This is a genomic window from Neobacillus sp. GCM10023253 (assembly GCF_042653105.1).
Taxonomy (GTDB): Bacteria; Bacillota; Bacilli; order Bacillales; family Cytobacillaceae; genus Neobacillus; species Neobacillus citreus.
The window spans coordinates 43,337-62,198 of record NZ_JBHSHV010000003.1; the positions used below are offsets into that span (position 1 = coordinate 43,337).

18 protein-coding genes are annotated in these 18,862 nt (G+C 41.8%); 13 read left to right on the forward strand and 5 right to left on the reverse strand.

The window, feature by feature from the left end; genetic code table 11:
• Window positions 1–89 precede the first annotated feature (89 nt).
• Entirely contained in the window at window positions 90–1,484 is a 1,395-nt protein-coding gene (locus ACFPA1_RS00560) for a hypothetical protein (RefSeq protein ID WP_213141063.1), read from the reverse strand.
• A gap of 169 nt (window positions 1,485–1,653) precedes the next feature.
• The gene (locus ACFPA1_RS00565; protein WP_378580839.1) at window positions 1,654–2,148 is read right to left on the reverse strand and encodes an antibiotic biosynthesis monooxygenase family protein; all 495 of its coding nucleotides are present in this window, start codon (window positions 2,146–2,148) and stop codon (window positions 1,654–1,656) included.
• Window positions 2,149–2,385: 237 nt separating this feature from the next.
• On the opposite strand from ACFPA1_RS00565, the gene hemE reads away from it, so the two are divergent.
• The 9 genes from hemE to ACFPA1_RS00610 all read left to right on the forward strand — a co-directional run bounded on the left by hemE (window position 2,386) and on the right by ACFPA1_RS00610 (window position 14,381).
• Window positions 2,386–3,432 carry a uroporphyrinogen decarboxylase gene (gene hemE, locus ACFPA1_RS00570; protein ID WP_378580841.1) on the forward strand — a complete coding sequence of 349 codons (1,047 nt, stop codon included), beginning with the start codon at window positions 2,386–2,388 and terminating at the stop codon, window positions 3,430–3,432.
• A gap of 161 nt (window positions 3,433–3,593) precedes the next feature.
• Complete coding sequence (gene hemH / locus ACFPA1_RS00575) at window positions 3,594–4,526, forward strand: ferrochelatase (RefSeq protein ID WP_378580843.1); 933 nt, start codon at window positions 3,594–3,596, stop codon at window positions 4,524–4,526.
• Between the two features lie 36 nt (window positions 4,527–4,562).
• A complete protein-coding gene (hemY, locus tag ACFPA1_RS00580) occupies window positions 4,563–5,990 on the forward strand; it encodes a protoporphyrinogen oxidase (RefSeq protein ID WP_378580845.1) in 1,428 nt (475 codons plus the stop codon).
• A 310-nt stretch (window positions 5,991–6,300) separates the two neighbouring features.
• Window positions 6,301–8,535 carry a YhgE/Pip family protein gene (locus ACFPA1_RS00585; protein WP_378580846.1) on the forward strand — a complete coding sequence of 745 codons (2,235 nt, stop codon included), beginning with the start codon at window positions 6,301–6,303 and terminating at the stop codon, window positions 8,533–8,535.
• 116 nt (window positions 8,536–8,651) lie between these two features.
• Entirely contained in the window at window positions 8,652–9,386 is a 735-nt protein-coding gene (locus ACFPA1_RS00590) for an MBL fold metallo-hydrolase (protein ID WP_378580847.1), read from the forward strand.
• 17 nt (window positions 9,387–9,403) lie between these two features.
• On the forward strand, window positions 9,404–10,393 hold the full coding sequence (locus ACFPA1_RS00595) for a lipoate--protein ligase (RefSeq protein WP_378581845.1): 990 nt from the start codon (window positions 9,404–9,406) through the stop codon (window positions 10,391–10,393).
• A 166-nt stretch (window positions 10,394–10,559) separates the two neighbouring features.
• A complete protein-coding gene (locus ACFPA1_RS00600; protein WP_378580848.1) occupies window positions 10,560–12,122 on the forward strand; it encodes a fatty acid--CoA ligase family protein in 1,563 nt (520 codons plus the stop codon).
• Window positions 12,123–12,196: 74 nt separating this feature from the next.
• Complete coding sequence (locus tag ACFPA1_RS00605) at window positions 12,197–12,973, forward strand: enoyl-CoA hydratase-related protein (protein ID WP_378580849.1); 777 nt, start codon at window positions 12,197–12,199, stop codon at window positions 12,971–12,973.
• A gap of 136 nt (window positions 12,974–13,109) precedes the next feature.
• On the forward strand, window positions 13,110–14,381 hold the full coding sequence (locus ACFPA1_RS00610) for a M48 family metallopeptidase (protein ID WP_213141054.1): 1,272 nt from the start codon (window positions 13,110–13,112) through the stop codon (window positions 14,379–14,381).
• A gap of 93 nt (window positions 14,382–14,474) precedes the next feature.
• Here ACFPA1_RS00610 and ACFPA1_RS00615 read toward each other — a convergent pair whose 3' ends face one another.
• A complete protein-coding gene (locus ACFPA1_RS00615) occupies window positions 14,475–14,711 on the reverse strand; it encodes an IDEAL domain-containing protein (RefSeq protein ID WP_378580850.1) in 237 nt (78 codons plus the stop codon).
• A 192-nt stretch (window positions 14,712–14,903) separates the two neighbouring features.
• On the opposite strand from ACFPA1_RS00615, the gene ACFPA1_RS00620 reads away from it, so the two are divergent.
• Window positions 14,904–15,446, forward strand: coding sequence for a competence protein ComK (locus ACFPA1_RS00620; RefSeq protein ID WP_241113755.1), 543 nt, complete (start codon window positions 14,904–14,906; stop codon window positions 15,444–15,446).
• 18 nt (window positions 15,447–15,464) lie between these two features.
• Here the strand turns inward: ACFPA1_RS00620 and ACFPA1_RS00625 are convergent, their stop codons facing one another.
• Window positions 15,465–15,830: a hypothetical protein gene (locus tag ACFPA1_RS00625; protein WP_213141052.1), complete on the reverse strand. Its 366-nt coding sequence runs from the start codon at window positions 15,828–15,830 to the stop codon at window positions 15,465–15,467.
• 268 nt (window positions 15,831–16,098) lie between these two features.
• On the opposite strand from ACFPA1_RS00625, the gene ACFPA1_RS00630 reads away from it, so the two are divergent.
• The 3 genes from ACFPA1_RS00630 to lepB are packed head-to-tail and all read left to right on the forward strand — an operon-like array spanning window position 16,099 to window position 18,299.
• Window positions 16,099–17,040 carry an LCP family protein gene (locus ACFPA1_RS00630; protein WP_378580851.1) on the forward strand — a complete coding sequence of 314 codons (942 nt, stop codon included), beginning with the start codon at window positions 16,099–16,101 and terminating at the stop codon, window positions 17,038–17,040.
• Between the two features lie 49 nt (window positions 17,041–17,089).
• Window positions 17,090–17,743, forward strand: coding sequence for a TVP38/TMEM64 family protein (locus tag ACFPA1_RS00635; protein WP_213141050.1), 654 nt, complete (start codon window positions 17,090–17,092; stop codon window positions 17,741–17,743).
• Window position 17,744: 1 nt separating this feature from the next.
• Window positions 17,745–18,299, forward strand: coding sequence for a signal peptidase I (lepB, locus tag ACFPA1_RS00640; RefSeq protein WP_378580852.1), 555 nt, complete (start codon window positions 17,745–17,747; stop codon window positions 18,297–18,299).
• A gap of 299 nt (window positions 18,300–18,598) precedes the next feature.
• Here lepB and ACFPA1_RS00645 read toward each other — a convergent pair whose 3' ends face one another.
• Entirely contained in the window at window positions 18,599–18,745 is a 147-nt protein-coding gene (locus tag ACFPA1_RS00645) for a hypothetical protein (protein ID WP_378580853.1), read from the reverse strand.
• Between the last annotated feature and the right edge of the window lie 117 nt (window positions 18,746–18,862).

Here is an 18,862-nt window from a genome sequence, read left to right on the forward strand (position 1 = left end):
AAATAGCCTCTTTTTCATACTATTTTAACATTTATATAAGATATGGAACAAATAGAAGAGGCTGAAGATTTTCAGCCCCATTTAGATAGTTAGATTAGAAACATTGCCGCTATCGTGGTCACCACAAGGCCGATCACGACCGGAACGAGATTTCGCCGTGCAAGTTCGAAGGGGTCAACATTACAAATTGCCGCCGCCGGGATGAGGGCCCAAGGGACAAGGGTTCCACCGCCAACCCAGATGGCGGCGATTTGACCCAGCGCAGTCAGGGTAGCCGCCCCTTTTCCAATCGCGACGGCAAAAAGAGCAGCAACTGAACCTGCTAGTGAGATACCGGAAAATCCTGAGCCGTCCAGTCCGGTAATGGCACCAACAGCAGTCAGAGTAACGGCTCCAACCGCCTTGCTTAACGGAACGATGTTAGCAAGTGCCAGACCTAGGTCGTTGACTATTCCATGAGAGGCTTTCGGCAGATATTCTCCGATGATTTTCGTAAAGCCGGCATCTCCCAAGTAGAAGAAAGCGGCAATTGGAATGACTGGACCAAAGACTTTAAAACCAAATTGGAAGCCCTCAATCAAGTAACTTGTTGTTTTTTCAAGACCTTCATTTTTGAAACTTGTCAATGAGATTAATAGAAGAATTAAAATCGAGGTTCCGCCAATCAAAGCTGTCGCATCTCCACCGGTTAAATCAAGGATTGTCATCGCAGCAACGTCAGCGGCAAATAATAAAGGAACTATTATGGCAAAGAATCGTTTCTGGGAGAGAGAAAGCAGCCCCTGCTGTGTGGTTTCAGCTTCAGAAGCGGAGATAATCGATGTATCGGCCTTTAGAATTCCCCGCTTCATGTCACGGCGCAGGAAGTAAAAGGCCGCAATCGTTGTCACAATACCCATGATAAATACTAAAGGAATGCTGGCATCAATGACATCTTGGATGGGTATCCCGGCGGCATCAGATGTCAGTTTCGGTGCAGCCTGAATGACAAAATCACCCGATAAAGCAATTCCGTGCCCGAATAGGTTCATGGCCATGGCAACGCCCAAAGCAGGGAGCCCAGCCCTAATGGCAACAGGAAGAAGGACGGCACCGAGCAAAGCTACCGCGGGTGAAGGCCAAAAGAACCAGGAGATGACCATCATTAAAATTCCGATTGTCCAGTATGCTAATGCCGGGTTGCGAATCAGCTTCCGGAAAGGCGAAATCATCACATCATTGATCCCTGTTGTGGTTAACGTATGGCTCATCGCCACAATGATGGAGATGACAAGGATCGTGGACAATAATTCTGTTATCGCATATGCAAAACTATTAAAAATGCTGCTTATCGCATGACTTAAACTGCCTGTGGCGATAAGACCAATTAAGAAAATACCGGCAATGCAGACAATTGTCGTGTCTCGTCTCATGACCATAAAACCAATAATCAGTGCAATAAAGACGACATATATCCAATGAAGAGCAGTAAGCTCCACGAGCATAAAATTAACCTCCTTTCTTTCATCCATGGACTTTTGTAATAGGTATCCGCCCGGCTGGATGTAATACAGAATATGAATTTGCTTAAAAGAGGTGAGCGGGAGGAAAAACAAAATTTTTAACCGTGGAAAGGAAAAAGGAATGGCTAGATTCTCCATTCCTTTTGAAAAATTAATCTTCAATTGTGTAGCTGCTGATATAGGGTGCACTTTCGAATATGTTTGGAAGATCGTCATTCTCGGGATTGTTTTTATCCCCTTCAAGAAATGAATTCGTGACATGCCAATCTTCAAAAGATTTTTCATCGGTCCACACAATCATAATTATATATGTATTTGAAGCCAAGGGGCGGAGCCCGCGAAGGGCGATAAAACCAGGTGTGCCTTCCAGTTTCCTGCTCTGATTTTTTAGGTGATGTTCAAATATGGGGTGTCCTTCAGGTGTAACGGGAAGATTTTTCATAACAACAAACCCTTCGCCACTCATTTCCCCGATTGATTCAAAGACTTCATATTTCCTTGGTTCATTAAAAACGGTTTTTCTGGCAGTTTCATGGAATAATAATGCTCCATTTGCACTGCTCATCATCATAATTTTTTCAGCGGGATATTTCGCTTTAATCGTTTTTAAAAAATCGAGTGTTCCGCTGGTAATATATACGGTCATTTTTCAAATCCCCCTTAAGCTAATCTTAAGTAATAGCTTATGCAAAAACTATTTTCTTATTTAAACTCATTTTCAAACGTAAAAATCGACTTTTTTTTGACAAAAGTAATCGTTTGCTATGCAGAGGAGGAAATTATCGATATAGTGAAGACAACTGTGTATGAAAGAAAGTTTTTAAAATCTTGTTCTATATATTAAAATGGTAAACAGAATGTCTTGAAAGGTGGACTTATTTTTATGGCAAAGCCTATTAATGAAACATTTTTAAAAGCAGCTCGGGGAGAGAAGACGGATTATGTTCCAGTTTGGTACATGCGCCAGGCAGGACGTTCACAGCCGGAGTACCGGGAAATTAAAGAAAAATACTCTCTATTTGAAATTACTCATCAGCCGGAATTGTGTGCATATGTCACCCGCCTGCCTGTTGACCAATATAATGTTGATGCCGCGATTTTGTACAAGGATATCATGACACCGCTTCCGGCCATCGGGATGAACGTGGAAATCAAAGGCGGCATCGGTCCGGTCATTGACAATCCAATTCGTTCCCTTGCGGATGTGGAAAGACTAGGGGAATTGCATCCTGAAGAAGATATTCCTTATGTGATCGATACGATTAAATTATTGACAGAGGAACAATTATCCGTGCCTTTAATCGGATTTTCCGGTGCCCCATTTACGCTTGCTAGTTATATGATCGAGGGCGGCCCTTCGAAAAATTATAATAAGACAAAAGCGTTTATGTACGCTGAGCCGAAGGCCTGGTTTGCGTTGATGGATAAACTAGGCGATATGGTCATTACATACGTAAAAGCGCAAATCAAAGCCGGAGCACGCACTATTCAAATTTTTGATTCATGGGTTGGCGCTGTAAATGTGGAGGATTACCGTTATTTTATTAAACCAGTCATGAACCGGATTTTTTCTTCATTAAGAGAAGAGAATGTTCCATTAATCATGTTCGGTGTCGGCGCAAGCCACCTGGCATTGGAATGGAATGACCTGCCGCTGGATGTTGTCGGTCTTGATTGGCGTCTGCCAATCCGCCAAGCACGGGAAATGGGGATTCAGAAAACAGTCCAGGGAAATCTTGACCCAGCGATCCTTTTGGCTCCATGGGAAGTAATTGAAGAGAGGGCAAAAGCCATTTTAGATCAGGGAATGGAGCAAGGCGGATATATCTTTAATTTAGGCCACGGGGTATTCCCGTCTGTTAATCCGGAAAACCTGAAAAAACTTACGGCTTTTGTTCATGAATATTCAGCAGCGAAAAACGGCAGATAACCTGTTGAATTAAGCTTTTTATTGGTATTAAGAGCAGATTTTTGGCAAAATAAAAGAGCTATTAAAAAGGGCCATAAGGGATGTCAGGTTGAGACTGCACAAGCCTTGTGGCCCTATCCCTAATAAAAGGAATACGGAAAATTACATAAGAGGTGCAAACGATGACGAAAAAGAAAATGGGCTTGCTGGTGATGGCATACGGTACCCCCTACAATGCAGACGACCTGGAAAGATACTATACCCATATCCGGCATGGGAGAAAACCAACTCCGGAAATGATTGAGGACCTACGTAATCGCTATGAAGCGATTGGCGGGATTTCTCCTTTGGCAAAAATCACCCTTGAACAAGGTGAAAAGCTAGAAGCATATTTAAATAAAATTCAAGATGAAGTCGAATTTAAAATGTATCTTGGCTTAAAGCATATTGAGCCGTTTATTGAAGATGCCGTTAAACAGATGCATGAGGACGGCATAAAAGAGGCAGTAAGTATCGTGCTTGCCCCGCATTTTTCAACTTTTAGCGTAAAATCCTATAATGGCAGAGCGGTTGAAGAGGCAGAAAAATTAGGCGGACTTACGATAAAAACGATTGAAAGCTGGTATCAGGAACCAAAGTTTATTTCTTACTGGGCGGATAAGCTCAAACAAACTTTTGAACAAATGCCTGAAGAAGAAAAGGATCATGCGGTGCTGATCGTTTCGGCCCACAGTCTGCCGGAAAAAATTCTTCAGTTTGGGGATCCATATCCAAAACAGCTGCAAGAAACTGCGGATTTAATTGCTGCTGAAGCAGGAGTAAAGAATTATGTGATTGGCTGGCAAAGCGCAGGAAATACGCCGGAGCCATGGTTAGGACCTGATGTTCAAGATTTAACGAGAGATTTATATCATAACCATCACTATAAGGCATTCGTTTATGCACCAGTTGGATTTGTTTCGGACCATCTTGAGGTTCTATATGATAATGATTATGAATGTAAGGCTGTTACCCGTGAATTGGGCGTGAGCTACTATCGACCGGAAATGCCTAATGCAAAGGAAGAATTCATTGATACATTGTCAACCGTCATCTTAAAGAAGTTAGCGGATTAGGAACTTGGAAATTCAATTTGAAGAAGGTGACGTCAGGTGGCAGAAGAAAAACAGAAGGTAATTATTATTGGTGGGGGAGCTGCCGGTTTGACCGCAGCCTATTATCTTCAAAAAGAAGTAAAGGAGAAAAATCTCCCGCTGGAGATCCAACTTATTGAAGCCTCGCACCGACTCGGCGGAAAAATGCAGACTGTTGTAAGAGACGGTTTCACCATTGAAAGAGGTCCGGATTCCTTCTTGGCCAGAAAAACGAGTATCATCCGGCTGGCGAAGGAAGTTGGGATGGACGATCAATTAGTACCAAACTCAACGGGGAAATCCTATGTTTTGGTGAATGAAAAGCTCCATTCCATGCCGGGCGGCTCAATCATGGGAATCCCGACCGAAGTGGGGCCATTTATGACAACGGGGTTATTTTCCATTCCAGGGAAGCTGAGAGCAGCGGCCGATTTAATATTGCCCCGCTCTGAAAGCGGAAAAGACCAAGCATTAGGTCATTTTTTTAGAAGGCGGTTGGGTGATGAAGTGGTCGAGAACTTAATTGAACCGCTGCTTTCAGGAATTTACGCAGGCGATATCGATCAAATGAGTTTGATGGCCACCTTTCCGCAATTTTATGAGGTGGAACAGAAGCACCGCAGCCTGATATTGGGGATGAAAAAATCAACTCCGGCGCAGCCAAAACAGCAGGGTGATAAAGGGAAATCAAAAAAAGGCGGATTCCTCACCTTTAAAACAGGCTTGCAATCCTTTGCTGAAGCGATTGAAGCAAAATTAGATGCCAGCTCGGTTTTAAAAGGGCATCGGGTGGAGAACATCGCTCGGGTAAATAATAAATATGAGGTTTATCTGAACAATGGGGAATGCCTGACAGCCGATAGTATTATTGCTGCCACCCCTCACAAAATAACGCAGGCGATGTTTTCGGATTATCGTTTTTTTGAACCTTTGAAATATGTTCCCTCGACTTCCGTTGCCACAGTTGCCTTGGCCTTCCCGGAAGAGGCCATAAATGAGGACATAGATGGGACTGGCTTTGTCGTTTCTAGAAACAGTGATTATACAATAACGGCCTGTACCTGGACACATAAAAAATGGGAGCATTCTACGCCGGAGGGAAAAGTTTTGCTCCGCTGTTATGTAGGCAGGGCGGGGGATGAAACGGTAGTCGATCTGTCCGATGACCAAATCGTTAAAATCGTCCTTGATGACTTAAACAAAATCATGCAAATTAATATGAGTCCTGATTTTGCCGTCATTTCCCGCTGGAAAAACTCGATGCCTCAATATACGGTCGGGCATAAACAGCGGCTCAATTCCATTCTGGAGGCTATGAAACAAGAACTGCCGGGCGTGTTTTTAGCTGGAGCATCCTACGGCGGTGTCGGCGTCCCGGATTGTATCGACCAAGGAGAAGCAGCCGTTAAAAATGTACTAGAATATTTAACTAACAAAGGAAGCTGAACTTAAAATCAGCTTCTTTTTTTTAGCTAATATGAAAATATAAATTTTCACAAATTTATACTTTCATAACGCATAAATTCAACTACGTCTCTGTCTTCGTCCTATCGGACTCGCCAATCGACGAGTTTTCATTTATTTTTCTTGTCAACAAATTAAAATGGTAGTATACTCATTAAGTGATTAATGACTGAAACGTTCATTTGGTCACTTTATGAGTCGTTTTTTTAGGATTGTCTGCTGGATAGTCCTTCTTTTTAGAACACAAATGACCAAATGAACAAATTAGTCAATATTAGAGAGGAGGATAAGGTTGAAACCAAACCTATTAAAGGCTGAACTATCAACTATTCTTAAAAATAGAAAAATCTTAATCCCGATCATTGCGGTCATGCTGGTCCCGGTGTTATATGCTGGAATGTTCCTTTGGGCATTTTGGGATCCATACGCCAAACTGGATCATTTGCCTGTTGCCATAGTTAATGAAGATAAAGGGGCAACACTTGACGGAGAAAAGCTGAAGCTTGGCAATGACCTAGTGCGAAAACTAGAGAAAAGCAAGGAGTTTGGCTTTGAATCGGTTGGTAAAAGTGAGGGTTATAAAAAGCTCAAAGAACAAAAATATTATATGCTGATTGAAATTCCGAACGATTTTTCGGAAAATGCGACCACATTAATGGACGACCAACCGAAAAGACTAACATTAACCTATGTCCCAAACGAAGGCTATAACTTCTTATCAGCCCAAATTGGCGGAACGGCCGCAGAAAAAATAAAAACCGCAGTTTCTGAAAAGGTAACGGAAACGTATGCTGAGACTATTTTTTCTAAAATAACCGATCTTGCTGATGGAGTTGAAAAAGCAAGCGATGGTGCGGGCCAATTGAGCGACGGTTCTAAAGAATTAACTCAAGGTTCGAAAGACCTCTATGCAGGGCTAGCAACTCTTGCTGAAAAATCGATTGAATTTGATAACGGCATGAAAACGGCGGATGCCGGATCGGCTAAGCTTGCTGATGGCTCATCTAAGCTTAGCGCCGGTCTGTCTGAGGTGGATTCCAATTTTCCAAAGCTTGTGGCCGGAACAAAGAAGGCCTATGCGGGTGCAGAACAATTGAAAAAAGAGCTCCCTGCTGGGATTGCGAAAGAAATCAATAACCAATTGAGCGGCAGTGTTGTGGAATTAAATAATGGGATAAATAGTTTTGAATCCCAGTTATCCACGTCATTAATTGAACAAATGGCTGACCAGACTGCTGAACAAATTTATCAACAAAAGCAAGCCATGAATCAAATAGCTCAAAGCCTGATCTCAAGTGGGAAATTTACTCCGGCTGAAATGCAAAGCATGATGGGGCCAATTATTGAAAATCAAACAAAGGCGCTTGTTGCCAGCGGTATCCCAGAACAGTATGCACAGCAGATTATTCAAGCGGAATCAAAGGAACAAATCAAGGCTATAGTAAAGCCGATTGTATCTGCCAAGCTGACCTCCAATTTGGGTGCAGGGTTTGATACGTTTAAAACAGAGTTGACTGGTAAGCTTTCAGGAGCAACGTCAGGCCTTGAAGAAAAAATCGCCAGCCAGACAAACCCATACTTTGATCAATTGTTATCAGGTTTAGGAACGATCAACCAAGGGCAGCAGGCCTTACAGGCAGGGGTCCATCAATTATATTTAGGCTCTAATGAGGTAAACGGCGGTGCGGGCAGTCTCTCAACTGGGATGAAGCAATTAACCGCAGGTGCCGATGCCATCACTACTGGTGCCGGACAGTTGGCAGATGGCTCGGAGCAGTTAAAAGATGGAGCAGGAAAACTGTCTGATGGTGCCAAGGAGTTGGCGGATAAATTGAAAGAGGGTTCCGATGAGGCTGCAAAGGTTCACACAGACAACAAAACCTATGATATGATGGCAAAACCGGTCAAACTGGATAAGGAAAGTTTAAATACTGTACCAAACTATGGAACAGGGTTTGCGCCATACTTCCTATCATTAGGATTATTTGTTGGTGCTCTATTATTATCGATTGTCTTCCCGATTAGAGATGCTGCCATCCGACCGGCAAACGGTTTTAATTGGTTTGCCAGCAAATTTGCCATTATGGCAGGCATCGGAATAATCCAGGCATTGATTGCTGATGCAATCCTTCTGTTTGGATTAAACCTTGAAGTTCAAAGCATGCCAAAGTTTATTTTGTTTTCCATAATTACAAGCTTAACTTTTATTGCGTTAATCCAATTGCTTGTATCAGTACTTGCAGATGCCGGGCGGTTTATCGCGATTATCATTTTAATTTTCCAATTAACAACAAGTGCAGGAACATTCCCGCTTGAATTGATTCCGAATTTCTTGCAGCATTTTAATGCCTTCCTGCCGATGACCTATTCGGTGCAGGGCTTTAAAGCGGTGATTTCAAGCGGTGATTTCAGCTTTATGTGGGAAAATGCCCTCATTTTATTTGGCTTTATTGTTGGCTTCAGCGTATTGTCAATTGCCAACTATGCGATGAGGATGAAGCATCAATTTAAAGCAGCACATGAATAAACTTGAAAGACCAGCCTTCAACATTGATACGGCTGGTCTTTTCGTGTATGAATATAGTAAAGAGCTGCTGATAATGTACATATTAAAAATGAACTGGAATTTTGGAGGGATTTATCATGAAATTGACGGTCATCGGGTTTTGGGGCGGCTATCCAAAAAAGGATGCAGCAAGCTCAGGCTATTTACTTGAACATGAAGGGTTTCGGCTGCTAGTCGATTGCGGCAGCGGAGTTCTTGCGAAACTGCCAAATATCGTTGAGCCTGAGGAGCTTGATGCGGTTATTCTTTCCCATTACCATCCTGATCATATTGCCGATATCGGTGTCCTGCAGCATGCGAGGCTGATCCAAGGCTTTTTGGGAAAACAATTTCCGACCCTGCCAATCTATGGACACCATTTTGATCAGCATGAATTTACAAAATTAACCTATAAAACAATTACGAAAGGAATTGCCTATGAACCAAATCAGGTCCTGTCTATCGGTCCGTTTCAAGTAAGCTTTTTAAAAACAGACCATCCTGTGCCTTGCTATGCGATGAGATTTGAGGCGGGCGGCAAGTCATTGGTTTATACAGGGGATAGCGCCTTTAAAGAGGAGTTTATTCAGTTTAGCAGCAATGCAGATGTGTTGTTATGCGAGTGCAACTTTTACGGGCATCAAAACGGCAAATCAGCGGGACATATGAACAGTGTAGAGGCTGGCCGGTTTGCCCGTGAGGCAGGCGTAAAGCAATTAATTCTCACTCACCTGCCGCATTACGGGAATGTATGTGATTTAGTTCATGAGGCATCAGGTGAATTTACTGGTATAATAAAAATTGCAGAAGAATTTCAGACTATTCAACTTTAAAGGGGGATTTGGTGAGTATGCTGTTTATTGATAATAAAGGGATTACTGATCCGCGCATTAACCTGGCGATTGAGGAGTATGCATTAAAGAATCTTGATATTAATGAGACGTATTTATTATTTTACATAAATGAGCCATCCATCATCATTGGAAAAAATCAAAATACGATTGAAGAAATTAATACTGAATATGTGGAAAAGAACGGCATCCATGTGGTCCGCCGATTATCAGGCGGCGGGGCGGTTTATCATGATTTGGGGAATTTAAACTTTAGTTTCATCACGAAGGATGACGGTGAAAGTTTTCATAATTTCCGTAAATTTACTGAACCGGTGATTGAGGCCTTAAGAAAGTTAGGAGTAAATGCCGATCTAAGCGGCCGTAATGATATCGAAGTAGACGGGCGGAAGATTTCTGGAAATGCCCAATTTTCGACAAAGGGGAGAATGTTCAGCCATGGAACGCTGCTTTTGAATTCTGAAATGGAAAACGTTGTATCTGCCTTAAAGGTGAAGAAAGATAAGATTGAATCCAAAGGAATCAAATCAGTCCGCGGCCGGGTTGCTAACATTTCTGAATTTTTATCAGAAAAAATAAGCATCGAGGAATTCCGCTCCCTGCTCCTTAAATATATTTTTGAAGGACAGGAAGATGTTCCTGAGTATGTGTTAACGGAAGAAGATTGGCAAAACATCAATCAGCTTTCCAAAGAAAGATATCAAAACTGGGATTGGAATTACGGAAAGTCTCCAAAATTCAATTTACAGCACTCGCACAGGTTCCCGGTTGGTTCCATTGATGTCCGGCTTGAAGTGAACAAAGGAATCATCGAGAATTGCAAAATTTATGGTGACTTTTTTGGTGTGGGCGATGTCAGTGAAATAGAACAGCGGCTTAGTGGGATTCGTTATGAAAAAAGCGAAATGGAAAGTGCGCTGGAAGATGTGGATACAACGTATTATTTTGGAAATGTTTCCAAAGAGGATTTTATTAACTTAATATACTAATTTTTGGATGCAGGAAGCGTTTGTATTAAAACGCTTCCTATTTTTATTTTTTTCTGAAATTTTTAAGTATTATACTTGTATAGATAAATTTCTAGCAATATAATATATTTAGAAAATTGTTACGAATTTGTGAATGAGCATTCATTCATTTGAGGGGAGAGAGAATATGAATCTATCGACACAGCTTCATGAAACTGCCAAGGCTTCAGCCACGAAAATTGCTTACCACTTTATGGGCAAATCCAGTACATATGCCGAACTGGATAGGGCGATTACCAAGTTTGCTTCAGGCCTTGAGAAATTGGGGGTAAAACAAGGGGACCATATCGCACTATTGCTGGGGAATTCCCCGCATTTTGTCATTGGGTTGTATGGGGCACTCCGCCTAGGGGCAACAGTTATTCCGGTCAATCCGATTTATACCGCTGATGAGATCGGTTATATCCTGAATAATGGCGATGTAAAAGTGGTTGTCGGCCTTGATCTGATGATTCCATTAGCAGAAAAAGTTCATACCATGCTTCCGAAAGTGAACCACTATATTATTTGCGAAACAGAGCAAAAGGGATTGGCACAGCCTGGTGTTGAGGGATTTACCGTGTATCCTAAAATGAAATCGTTTACAGATGTGGTGGCATCCGGTGAATTAAGTTTCCAGGGTCCTAAACTTCATGACGATGATACTGCCATTATCCTTTATACTTCAGGTACAACGGGTAAGCCAAAAGGCGCGATGCTGACACATAAAAATCTGTATAGCAATGCCAGTGATGTCGGCACTTATTTGAAAATGAATGATGCCGACCGTGTGATTACAACCTTGCCAATGTTCCACGTCTTTTGCTTAACGGTTGCTTTGAATGCACCGCTGTTAAAAGGAGCAACTCTATTGATTGCCCCAAAATTTAGCCCGAAGGATATTTTTCAACTTGCGAAAGAATATCAGGCGACGGTTTTTGCAGGTGTACCAACTATGTATAATTTCTTATTTCAATATCCGGAAGGAAGCCCTGAGGACTTAAGTTCATTACGTCTTTGCATTTCCGGCGGTGCCGCGATGCCTGTTGCCCTATTAGAAAACTTCGAAAAGAAATTTGATGTGCTCATTTCTGAAGGCTATGGTCTTTCGGAGGCCTCTCCGGTTACCTGCTTTAACCCGCTTGATCGTCCACGCAAGGCAGGTTCGATCGGACCTTCCATCGTTAATGTGGAAAACAAAGTCGTGAATGAACTTGGCGAAGAGGTTCCTGTCGGCGAGGTTGGCGAACTGATTGTCCGTGGTCCAAACGTAATGAAGGGCTATTATAAAATGCCGGAGGAAACGGCAGCGAGCATTAAAGACGGCTGGCTTCATACGGGAGATATGGCAAGAATGGATGAAGAGGGCTATTTTTATATTGTTGACCGCAAAAAGGATATGATTATCGTTGGCGGCTACAATGTATACCCACGTGAGGTAGAAGAAGTCATCTATAATCATTCTGATGTTGTTGAAGTTGCGGTGCTTGGTGTTCCGGATCTGAACCAAGGAGAAGCGGTACAGGCATATGTCGTAAGTAAAAGGGCAGATCTTACGGAAGAAGAGATGATTAGCTACTGCAAGGAGCATCTTGCCAAGTATAAAGTTCCTTCTTCAGTTGTCTTTCTAGAGGAACTTCCAAAGAATACGACCGGTAAAATCTTAAGACGCGCTTTAAAGACACAGGTAGCGCAGACTGTTGGGAACTAAAATTTTTTAATGAAAAAGGCAGGCTTTTAGCTTGCCTTTTTCGAATTTATAAAGGCGAAAGGGGTGCAGGATCAATGAAGGCCATTTTACTTGAGGTTGCCAGCCACATAGCGGTTGTTACGATCAATCGCGCTGATGCACTGAATGCCTTTAACCATGAAACTTTAATGGAATTGCAGAATACGGTTGAGGAAATACGCGTCAATCCGGATATACGGGCTGTTATTTTTACTGGTGCAGGGGAGAAGGCATTCAGTGTCGGTGCCGATTTAAAAGAGCGCAAAAGCCTGACGGATGAACAGGTGAAGCGTAATCTGTTTAAAATCAACGAATGTTTTAATGCGATTGACCAGCTGCCGCAGCCGACGATTGCAGCGATCAATGGATTTGCCTTTGGCGGCGGGATGGAGCTTGCTTTGGCTTGCGATTTTCGGTTTGCCGCAAGCGGTGCCTTGATGGGGCTGACAGAAACGAGTCTTGCCATCATTCCGGGGGCAGGGGGAACACAGCGGCTGCCGCGCTTGATTGGGCAGGCGAAGGCATTGGAGCTTATTTTAACTGCTAGAAGGCTAACGGCAGATGAAGCCTTTAGCTATGGCATTTTAACTAGAGTGGTAGATGGTAATGGGCTATTGGATGAAAGTCGTGCATTCTGCTCACAAATCCTTGCTAATGGTCCAGTGGCCTTACAGCAGGCGAAATTTGCAGTTAAACAAGGGATGAATACTGATTTGAACACCGGGCTGCAAATTGAGCGCAAGGCATATGAGGTGACACTCCCGACAGAAGACAGAATTGAGGCACTTCAGGCATTTGGAGAGAAAAGAAAACCGGTTTTTAAGGGGAAATAAGCTAGTTTTCAAATTCGGTCACGTAGATGTTTCTGCGTGACCGAAACTATTTTAGAAGAAAAAAAACACGAAGTTCTATTTCCCGCATTTTAAACTAAACTAAATATAGAGGGTTGTACACAAAGGGGGACAAATCATGGCGAGAAAAATGGGGGTCTATGCAGTTTTGGCCTTTGTTTTATATGGCTTATTTTTTTACTGGTACTTATTCCAGTTTGCCGACCCGAAGCTTCCGTTTGAATATGAAGGAACAAAGGCGGATCCGGCTACTTTTTTAAATGGAAGAGAACTTAGCTTGAGTGAGGAATATTCGAAAATTAGAAATCTACTGTTTTTCCTATCTACTCCGCTGGAATGGCTGATTTACTTTCTGATTTTATTATTTGGCTTGTCGAAGGCATTCAAACGCTGGGCTGAGGACTCGGTGAAACATAAACTGCTGCACACCCCAGTCTACCTATTCTGGTTATCCTTGTTTGCCTTTATTGCGGTACTGCCATTAAGCTATATCAGCTTTTCCTTATCAAAAACGTATCATATTTCAACGCAATCCTTTCCTTCTTGGATGAAGGACGAACTGATTGATTTTTGGCTTAATTATGCAACATGGCTCATTATTGTTCCTGTCTTATACTGGCTTATGAGAAAAAGCCAAAAACGATGGTGGCTTTACGGCTGGCTGTTATCGGTTCCGTTCACTCTATTTATGATGTTTATTCAGCCTGTCATTATCGATCCGTTATATAATGACTTTTATCCTTTGAAAGACAAAGCATTAGAAACCAAAATCCTGACATTGGCTGATAAGGCCCATATCCCTGCGGAGCATGTCTTTGAGGTGAATATGGCGGAAAAAACAAATGCCATGAATGCCTACGTCGCTGGGATTGGCTCCAATGCCCGGATTGTCCTCTGGGATACTACCTTAAATAAACTCTCAGATGAGCAAATTTTATTTATCATGGCTCACGAGATGGGGCATTATGTGGAGAAGCATATATATTGGGGAATTGCTGGCTACCTGCTGCTATCGCTTCTCGGGTTGTATGTAACCTACCGGATGATGAATTGGGCGGTTGACCGCTTTGGAAAAGAACTGAAAATTTCCGACACAAAGGATATACGGTCGCTCCCGTTATTTTACATGATTATCTCAATGCTGCTATTTGCTTCAAGCCCGCTGTCAAATCTTGTCTCCCGCTATCAGGAAACAAGGGCTGACACCTATGCAATTGAGATGACGAAAAATCCGGATGCCGCCATCACATCATTTCAAGAGTTGACACGCAACGGCTTAAGTCAAGTCAATCCGCCGATGCTGGTGAAAATTTTCCGCTACACCCACCCGCCAATGCTGGACCGAATTTCCAAACTGGAAGAATATGAGGTCAAGCATCGAACAGAATAAAATTTTATTAAAAAAAGCTGAGGATCATTGATCTTCAGCTTTTTTCGCTTGCCAAAAAGAAAAACCGTCAATGACGGTTTAATGTGAACATATTCAAGTTCCAAACTTCTTATTGATTTCCCTAAGCTGGCCCGATAACTGGATGAACAACTTTTTGTCCCGCCGATCAATAGCCGAGTCAATTTTCCGCAGCAATTTTTCCTTTTCAACCGTAAGCTGGATTTCCGATAAAAGCATGTCGATGTAGAGGTCCTGGACGAAATTCTCTTTCCTTTGGTTCCGTTTCATGGCAGCAACTTTCATTAAGTCCGTGTAGGATTTTTCATTCAAGAAAATCACCTCTGATGCTTTTTTTTATTATATGGAGTTTTTAGAATATTATCAATAGTATTTATAATTTCCGTAAAACTTTTTCCTTGACAGGATTTGTGAATAATTTAGTAACAATTCAGAAAAGTAAATGCTTTGGGAAATAAAAGTGTTAAGATATGGTGGAAGTCATATGAATAGGAGTTGACGAGTTTGAAAAAACAAATTGAAGAGTATGAGATTAATTCATGTACCATGTTTTTGGCACCAATGGAATATGGAAGTAAAGTATACACAAAGATTATTGAGGTGGATGATGAATTTATTTCACCTTTTAAACCATTAGACATCATCAAAAAAAGCTGCGACTATTTTGGCGTCGATTATGAAAGCAGAAAGAAGGGGACTAGACAACTAATTGGATATTCCCGTAAGATTCCTATTGCCATTGAGCCAGCAAACCATATATTCTTTTTTCCAACCACATCACCGAGCCGCCCCGAATGTATTTGGATTTCACATGAGCACGTTGAGAATTACCGTCGTCTAGGGCCTCATCAAACTCAAGTTACTTTCCAAAACAAACAAACGCATCTTTTTTCAGTTTCATTTGGGACTATTGAAGGACAAATGTTAAGAACGGCCTTATTAAAGACAAAGCTCCTCCAAAGAATCGAAGGTAATAAAAAAATGACTTACCTATTTAATGCTCCAAAGCCTATTAAAGCCTCTGAACATTCACATGATTATAAATAAAAATGACTTTGTGGCGGGTTAACGGGACAGGTGTTTTTTTAATAAGTAGGTTTCCATTAATTCTTGGACCTTATTGCGGATGCGCGGATTAAAATAATTATGATGCTCTTCATAACCTTTATAAATAAACATGTACATGGTAAAGGCATCGTCCCGTTTGGTTTCACTAACCTGAAGCTTATTCTTTTTCATATATTGCTTTACCTCGGCTAATTCCCCCTGAATAGCCTTCATCGTTACTTCGATTAACTCCAAATATGGCTTTTTCAATTTAAAAGGACTCTTCTCCACCACATTCAAATCCCTATTTAAGATCGTTAAAACCATTGGTAAATAAATGGCTTTTTCCATAATATCACGGTCATTCTCCGGAATTCGCGTCATAATAAGATCTCACCCTTCATTTTATACGAACCTACGTTCCTGTTTTTATTTTACAAAAAAGAAAACAGAAATGCAATACTGCTGCCACGCTTCTAGCTTTGCTCTAGGTGAGCTTTTTAATTGAAATATTCGACAAATTCATGAGAAAGTTTTTATTAATAGAAGGATATCTGATAGGGGAAAATGAATTAAAGAAGAAACGAAGGATAGAAAAAAACAGTCATATATAGTGGTGAAACCCAAAAATACATAGATTAAGGTGATAAACATGCGAGCTGATAAACATCGAAATAAGAAAAGGAGAAGATGGAAATCCGTATTATTGGTGTTATTACTTTTAATTGGGGCCGGAGCGGCTTACTCCTATTTTCAATATAAACAGGGTGTCAATCAATCATTAAAAAAAATTGATAATGAAACGAAAGAGCAAAAGGTAGTGTATAAATTTGATGGACAGAAGGATCAGTATGGCGACACAAATGTTCTGATGCTCGGAAGCGATTCGCGCGGGGAAGAAAAAGCTCGCTCAGATACCATCATGATTGCCCATTACAACGAGGACAAAGGGACTTTTAAACTTACCTCGATTATGCGCGACAGCTATGTGGCCATCCCTGGGCATGGCAAGCATAAAATAAATTCTGCTTTCGCCATTGGCGGTCCGGAGTTAATAAGGCAAACGATTAAGCAGAATTTTGATATTGATTTGCAGTATTATGCGATTGTTGATTTCCAAGGGTTTGTCCAACTGATTGATGAAGCGTTCCCACATGGGGTAGAAATCGATGTGGAGAAGAAAATGTCGGCATATGTTGATCCACCGCTGCAGCCCGGGGTGCAAAAGTTGAATGGCCAGCAGATGTTAAGTTATGTCCGCTTCCGTCATGATGCCATTGGTGATTTTGGGCGGGTCGAGCGGCAGCAGAAGGCAGTACAGGCCATTGGTGACCAATTAAGTGCGATTCAAACCCTTCCAAAGCTGCCAAAGCTAATAGGTGTGGTAGCTCCTTACGTTAATACAAATATGAAAACATCGGATATCCTCTTTATGGGGAAAGACTTCTTCGCCGATAAAAGGGGAAGTGTCGAAACATTACGAATCCCTGTTGATAACAGTTTTGAAGAGACGCGGGTTAAAGGGGAGGGCGCCATTTTGGATATAAATCTTGCAAAAAATAAAGAGGCGCTTCACCAATTTATTACAAAATAATACTTGTCTAGGATATAAAATAGAATTAGAAGCGGGTAGGAGAACACGGATGGATTTTGAAACATTTAAAGCTTGGTTTACACTCGAAAATATCATGAACCTTATTCAGGACTATAAAGCCCTTGGGCCTTTGCCTGGAATTCTGTTGACGATACTTGAAGCCTTCCTGCCGTTTCTCCCATTATTTTTATTTGTGATGGCCAATGCTAGTGCTTTTGGGCTCTGGCTGGGATTTCTGTATTCCTGGCTGGGTGCCTGCATTGGCGCGCTGCTAGTCTTTTCGTTCATTAGAAAATATGGGCAAAAACGATTGCTTGCCTTTTTGCCAAGGCACCAGAAAGTCCGAAGGCTGATGGATTGGGTGGAACGGCATGGGTTTGGCCCGTTGTTTTTGCTGCTTTGTTTTCCCTTTACACCATCTGCAGTGGTTAATATTGTGGCTGGGCTTTCGAAGCTAAGCTTTGCCCAGTATATGCTTGCAGTATGCATTGGAAAAATGGTGATGATTTTTACCATTAGTTTCATTGGATATGATATTCGCTCCTTGGTTACTCAGCCGTTTCGGACGATTATTGTTTTTATTATCATTTTTATTCTTTGGTTCGCTGGAAGAAGAATTGAAGCAAGACTAAACAAACATGAAAAAAATGGACATGTGGAGGAGAAGCACCAGGAGAAAGGACTAAAAAAACGGAGGGGATAAAGTGAGGAGTGAATGGAGACAGGAAGGAATCGAATGGGTTAAGGCTTTTGCAATCGGTATTATTATTTTCGTTTTTATTCGAACATTTTTTTTCTCGAATTACGTAGTTGAAGGTGAATCGATGATGCCCACTCTCCAGGATGGGAATAAACTTGTTGTTAACAAGCTGGGCTTTCAAACAGGCGAACTGGAAAGATTCGATGTTATTGTTTTTCATGCTAATGAAAAAGAGGATTTTGTCAAACGGATTATCGGCCTTCCCGGCGACAAAATTGAATATCGGGATGACCAATTATTTATTAATGGCCATAAATATGAAGAACCTTTTTTAAAGAAATATAAACAAGAGGCACTTGGTATGAAATTGACAGGTGATTTCAGTTTAAAAGAGATTACCGGTGAAGATAAGGTCCCTGAGGGGAAATTATTTGTCCTTGGCGATAATCGTTTGGGAAGCTGGGACAGCAGACACTTTGGATTCATTTCAGAAAGCCAGGTGGTCGGTAAAGTTGACCTGCGGTACTGGCCGTTGGATGAAGTGGGCGTTCATTTTTAAATAGTTAGTTGGAAAGCACGATGGTAAAACATTGATCGATTGTCGAGATATTTTTCTCGGCAATTTTTTGTGTTTCGATATTTTTGATTGTCCCTGCTAATGGGCCTGTTGATTTCCGCTTCGGGCACTCGCTTTCCGCGGGGAGGTCCTGAAGCCTCCTCGGCGCTAAAAGCGCCTGCGGGGTCTCCAGTGACCTCTATATCCCGCAGGAGTCGAGTGCCCTCCGCTCCAATCAACAGGGAGGCAAATCAACTAAAGTATTGCACACACTTTGTCGAACCTTGCAAAGTGTTTCCCCTTTATGAAAGACGTTTCTCTTGGATTCCTTCGCTTTTGTCCTTCATCAACTTTATGAGGACATTTTCCTCAATGATTCCTTCGCTTTTGTCCTTCATCCACTTTATGAAGGACATTTCCTCGTAGATTTCATCAATTTTGTCCTTCATTGGTCTTCTGGCAAGAAAATACTTGTTTCATCTTGTAAAGTTGAAGTTTTAATTTAATACACCTGTTGATTGGCGCGGAAGGCACGAAGACTCCTGCGGGAGTACGGGGCAGGGGAG

Bases quoted from the DNA above. Each gene is read 5' to 3' on its own strand.
- ACFPA1_RS00560 (WP_213141063.1), bottom strand. From the start codon at position 1,484: ATGCTCGTGGAGCTTACTGCTCTTCATTGGATATATGTCGTCTTTATT.
- ACFPA1_RS00565 (WP_378580839.1), bottom strand. From the start codon at position 2,148: ATGACCGTATATATTACCAGCGGAACACTCGATTTTTTAAAAACGATT.
- hemE (WP_378580841.1), top strand. From the start codon at position 2,386: ATGGCAAAGCCTATTAATGAAACATTTTTAAAAGCAGCTCGGGGAGAG.
- hemH (WP_378580843.1), top strand. From the start codon at position 3,594: ATGACGAAAAAGAAAATGGGCTTGCTGGTGATGGCATACGGTACCCCC.
- ACFPA1_RS00590 (WP_378580847.1), top strand. From the start codon at position 8,652: ATGAAATTGACGGTCATCGGGTTTTGGGGCGGCTATCCAAAAAAGGAT.
- ACFPA1_RS00595 (WP_378581845.1), top strand. From the start codon at position 9,404: ATGCTGTTTATTGATAATAAAGGGATTACTGATCCGCGCATTAACCTG.
- ACFPA1_RS00600 (WP_378580848.1), top strand. From the start codon at position 10,560: ATGAATCTATCGACACAGCTTCATGAAACTGCCAAGGCTTCAGCCACG.
- ACFPA1_RS00605 (WP_378580849.1), top strand. From the start codon at position 12,197: ATGAAGGCCATTTTACTTGAGGTTGCCAGCCACATAGCGGTTGTTACG.
- ACFPA1_RS00610 (WP_213141054.1), top strand. From the start codon at position 13,110: ATGGCGAGAAAAATGGGGGTCTATGCAGTTTTGGCCTTTGTTTTATAT.
- ACFPA1_RS00625 (WP_213141052.1), bottom strand. From the start codon at position 15,830: ATGACGCGAATTCCGGAGAATGACCGTGATATTATGGAAAAAGCCATT.
- ACFPA1_RS00630 (WP_378580851.1), top strand. From the start codon at position 16,099: ATGCGAGCTGATAAACATCGAAATAAGAAAAGGAGAAGATGGAAATCC.
- ACFPA1_RS00635 (WP_213141050.1), top strand. From the start codon at position 17,090: ATGGATTTTGAAACATTTAAAGCTTGGTTTACACTCGAAAATATCATG.
- ACFPA1_RS00645 (WP_378580853.1), bottom strand. From the start codon at position 18,745: ATGAAGGACAAAATTGATGAAATCTACGAGGAAATGTCCTTCATAAAG.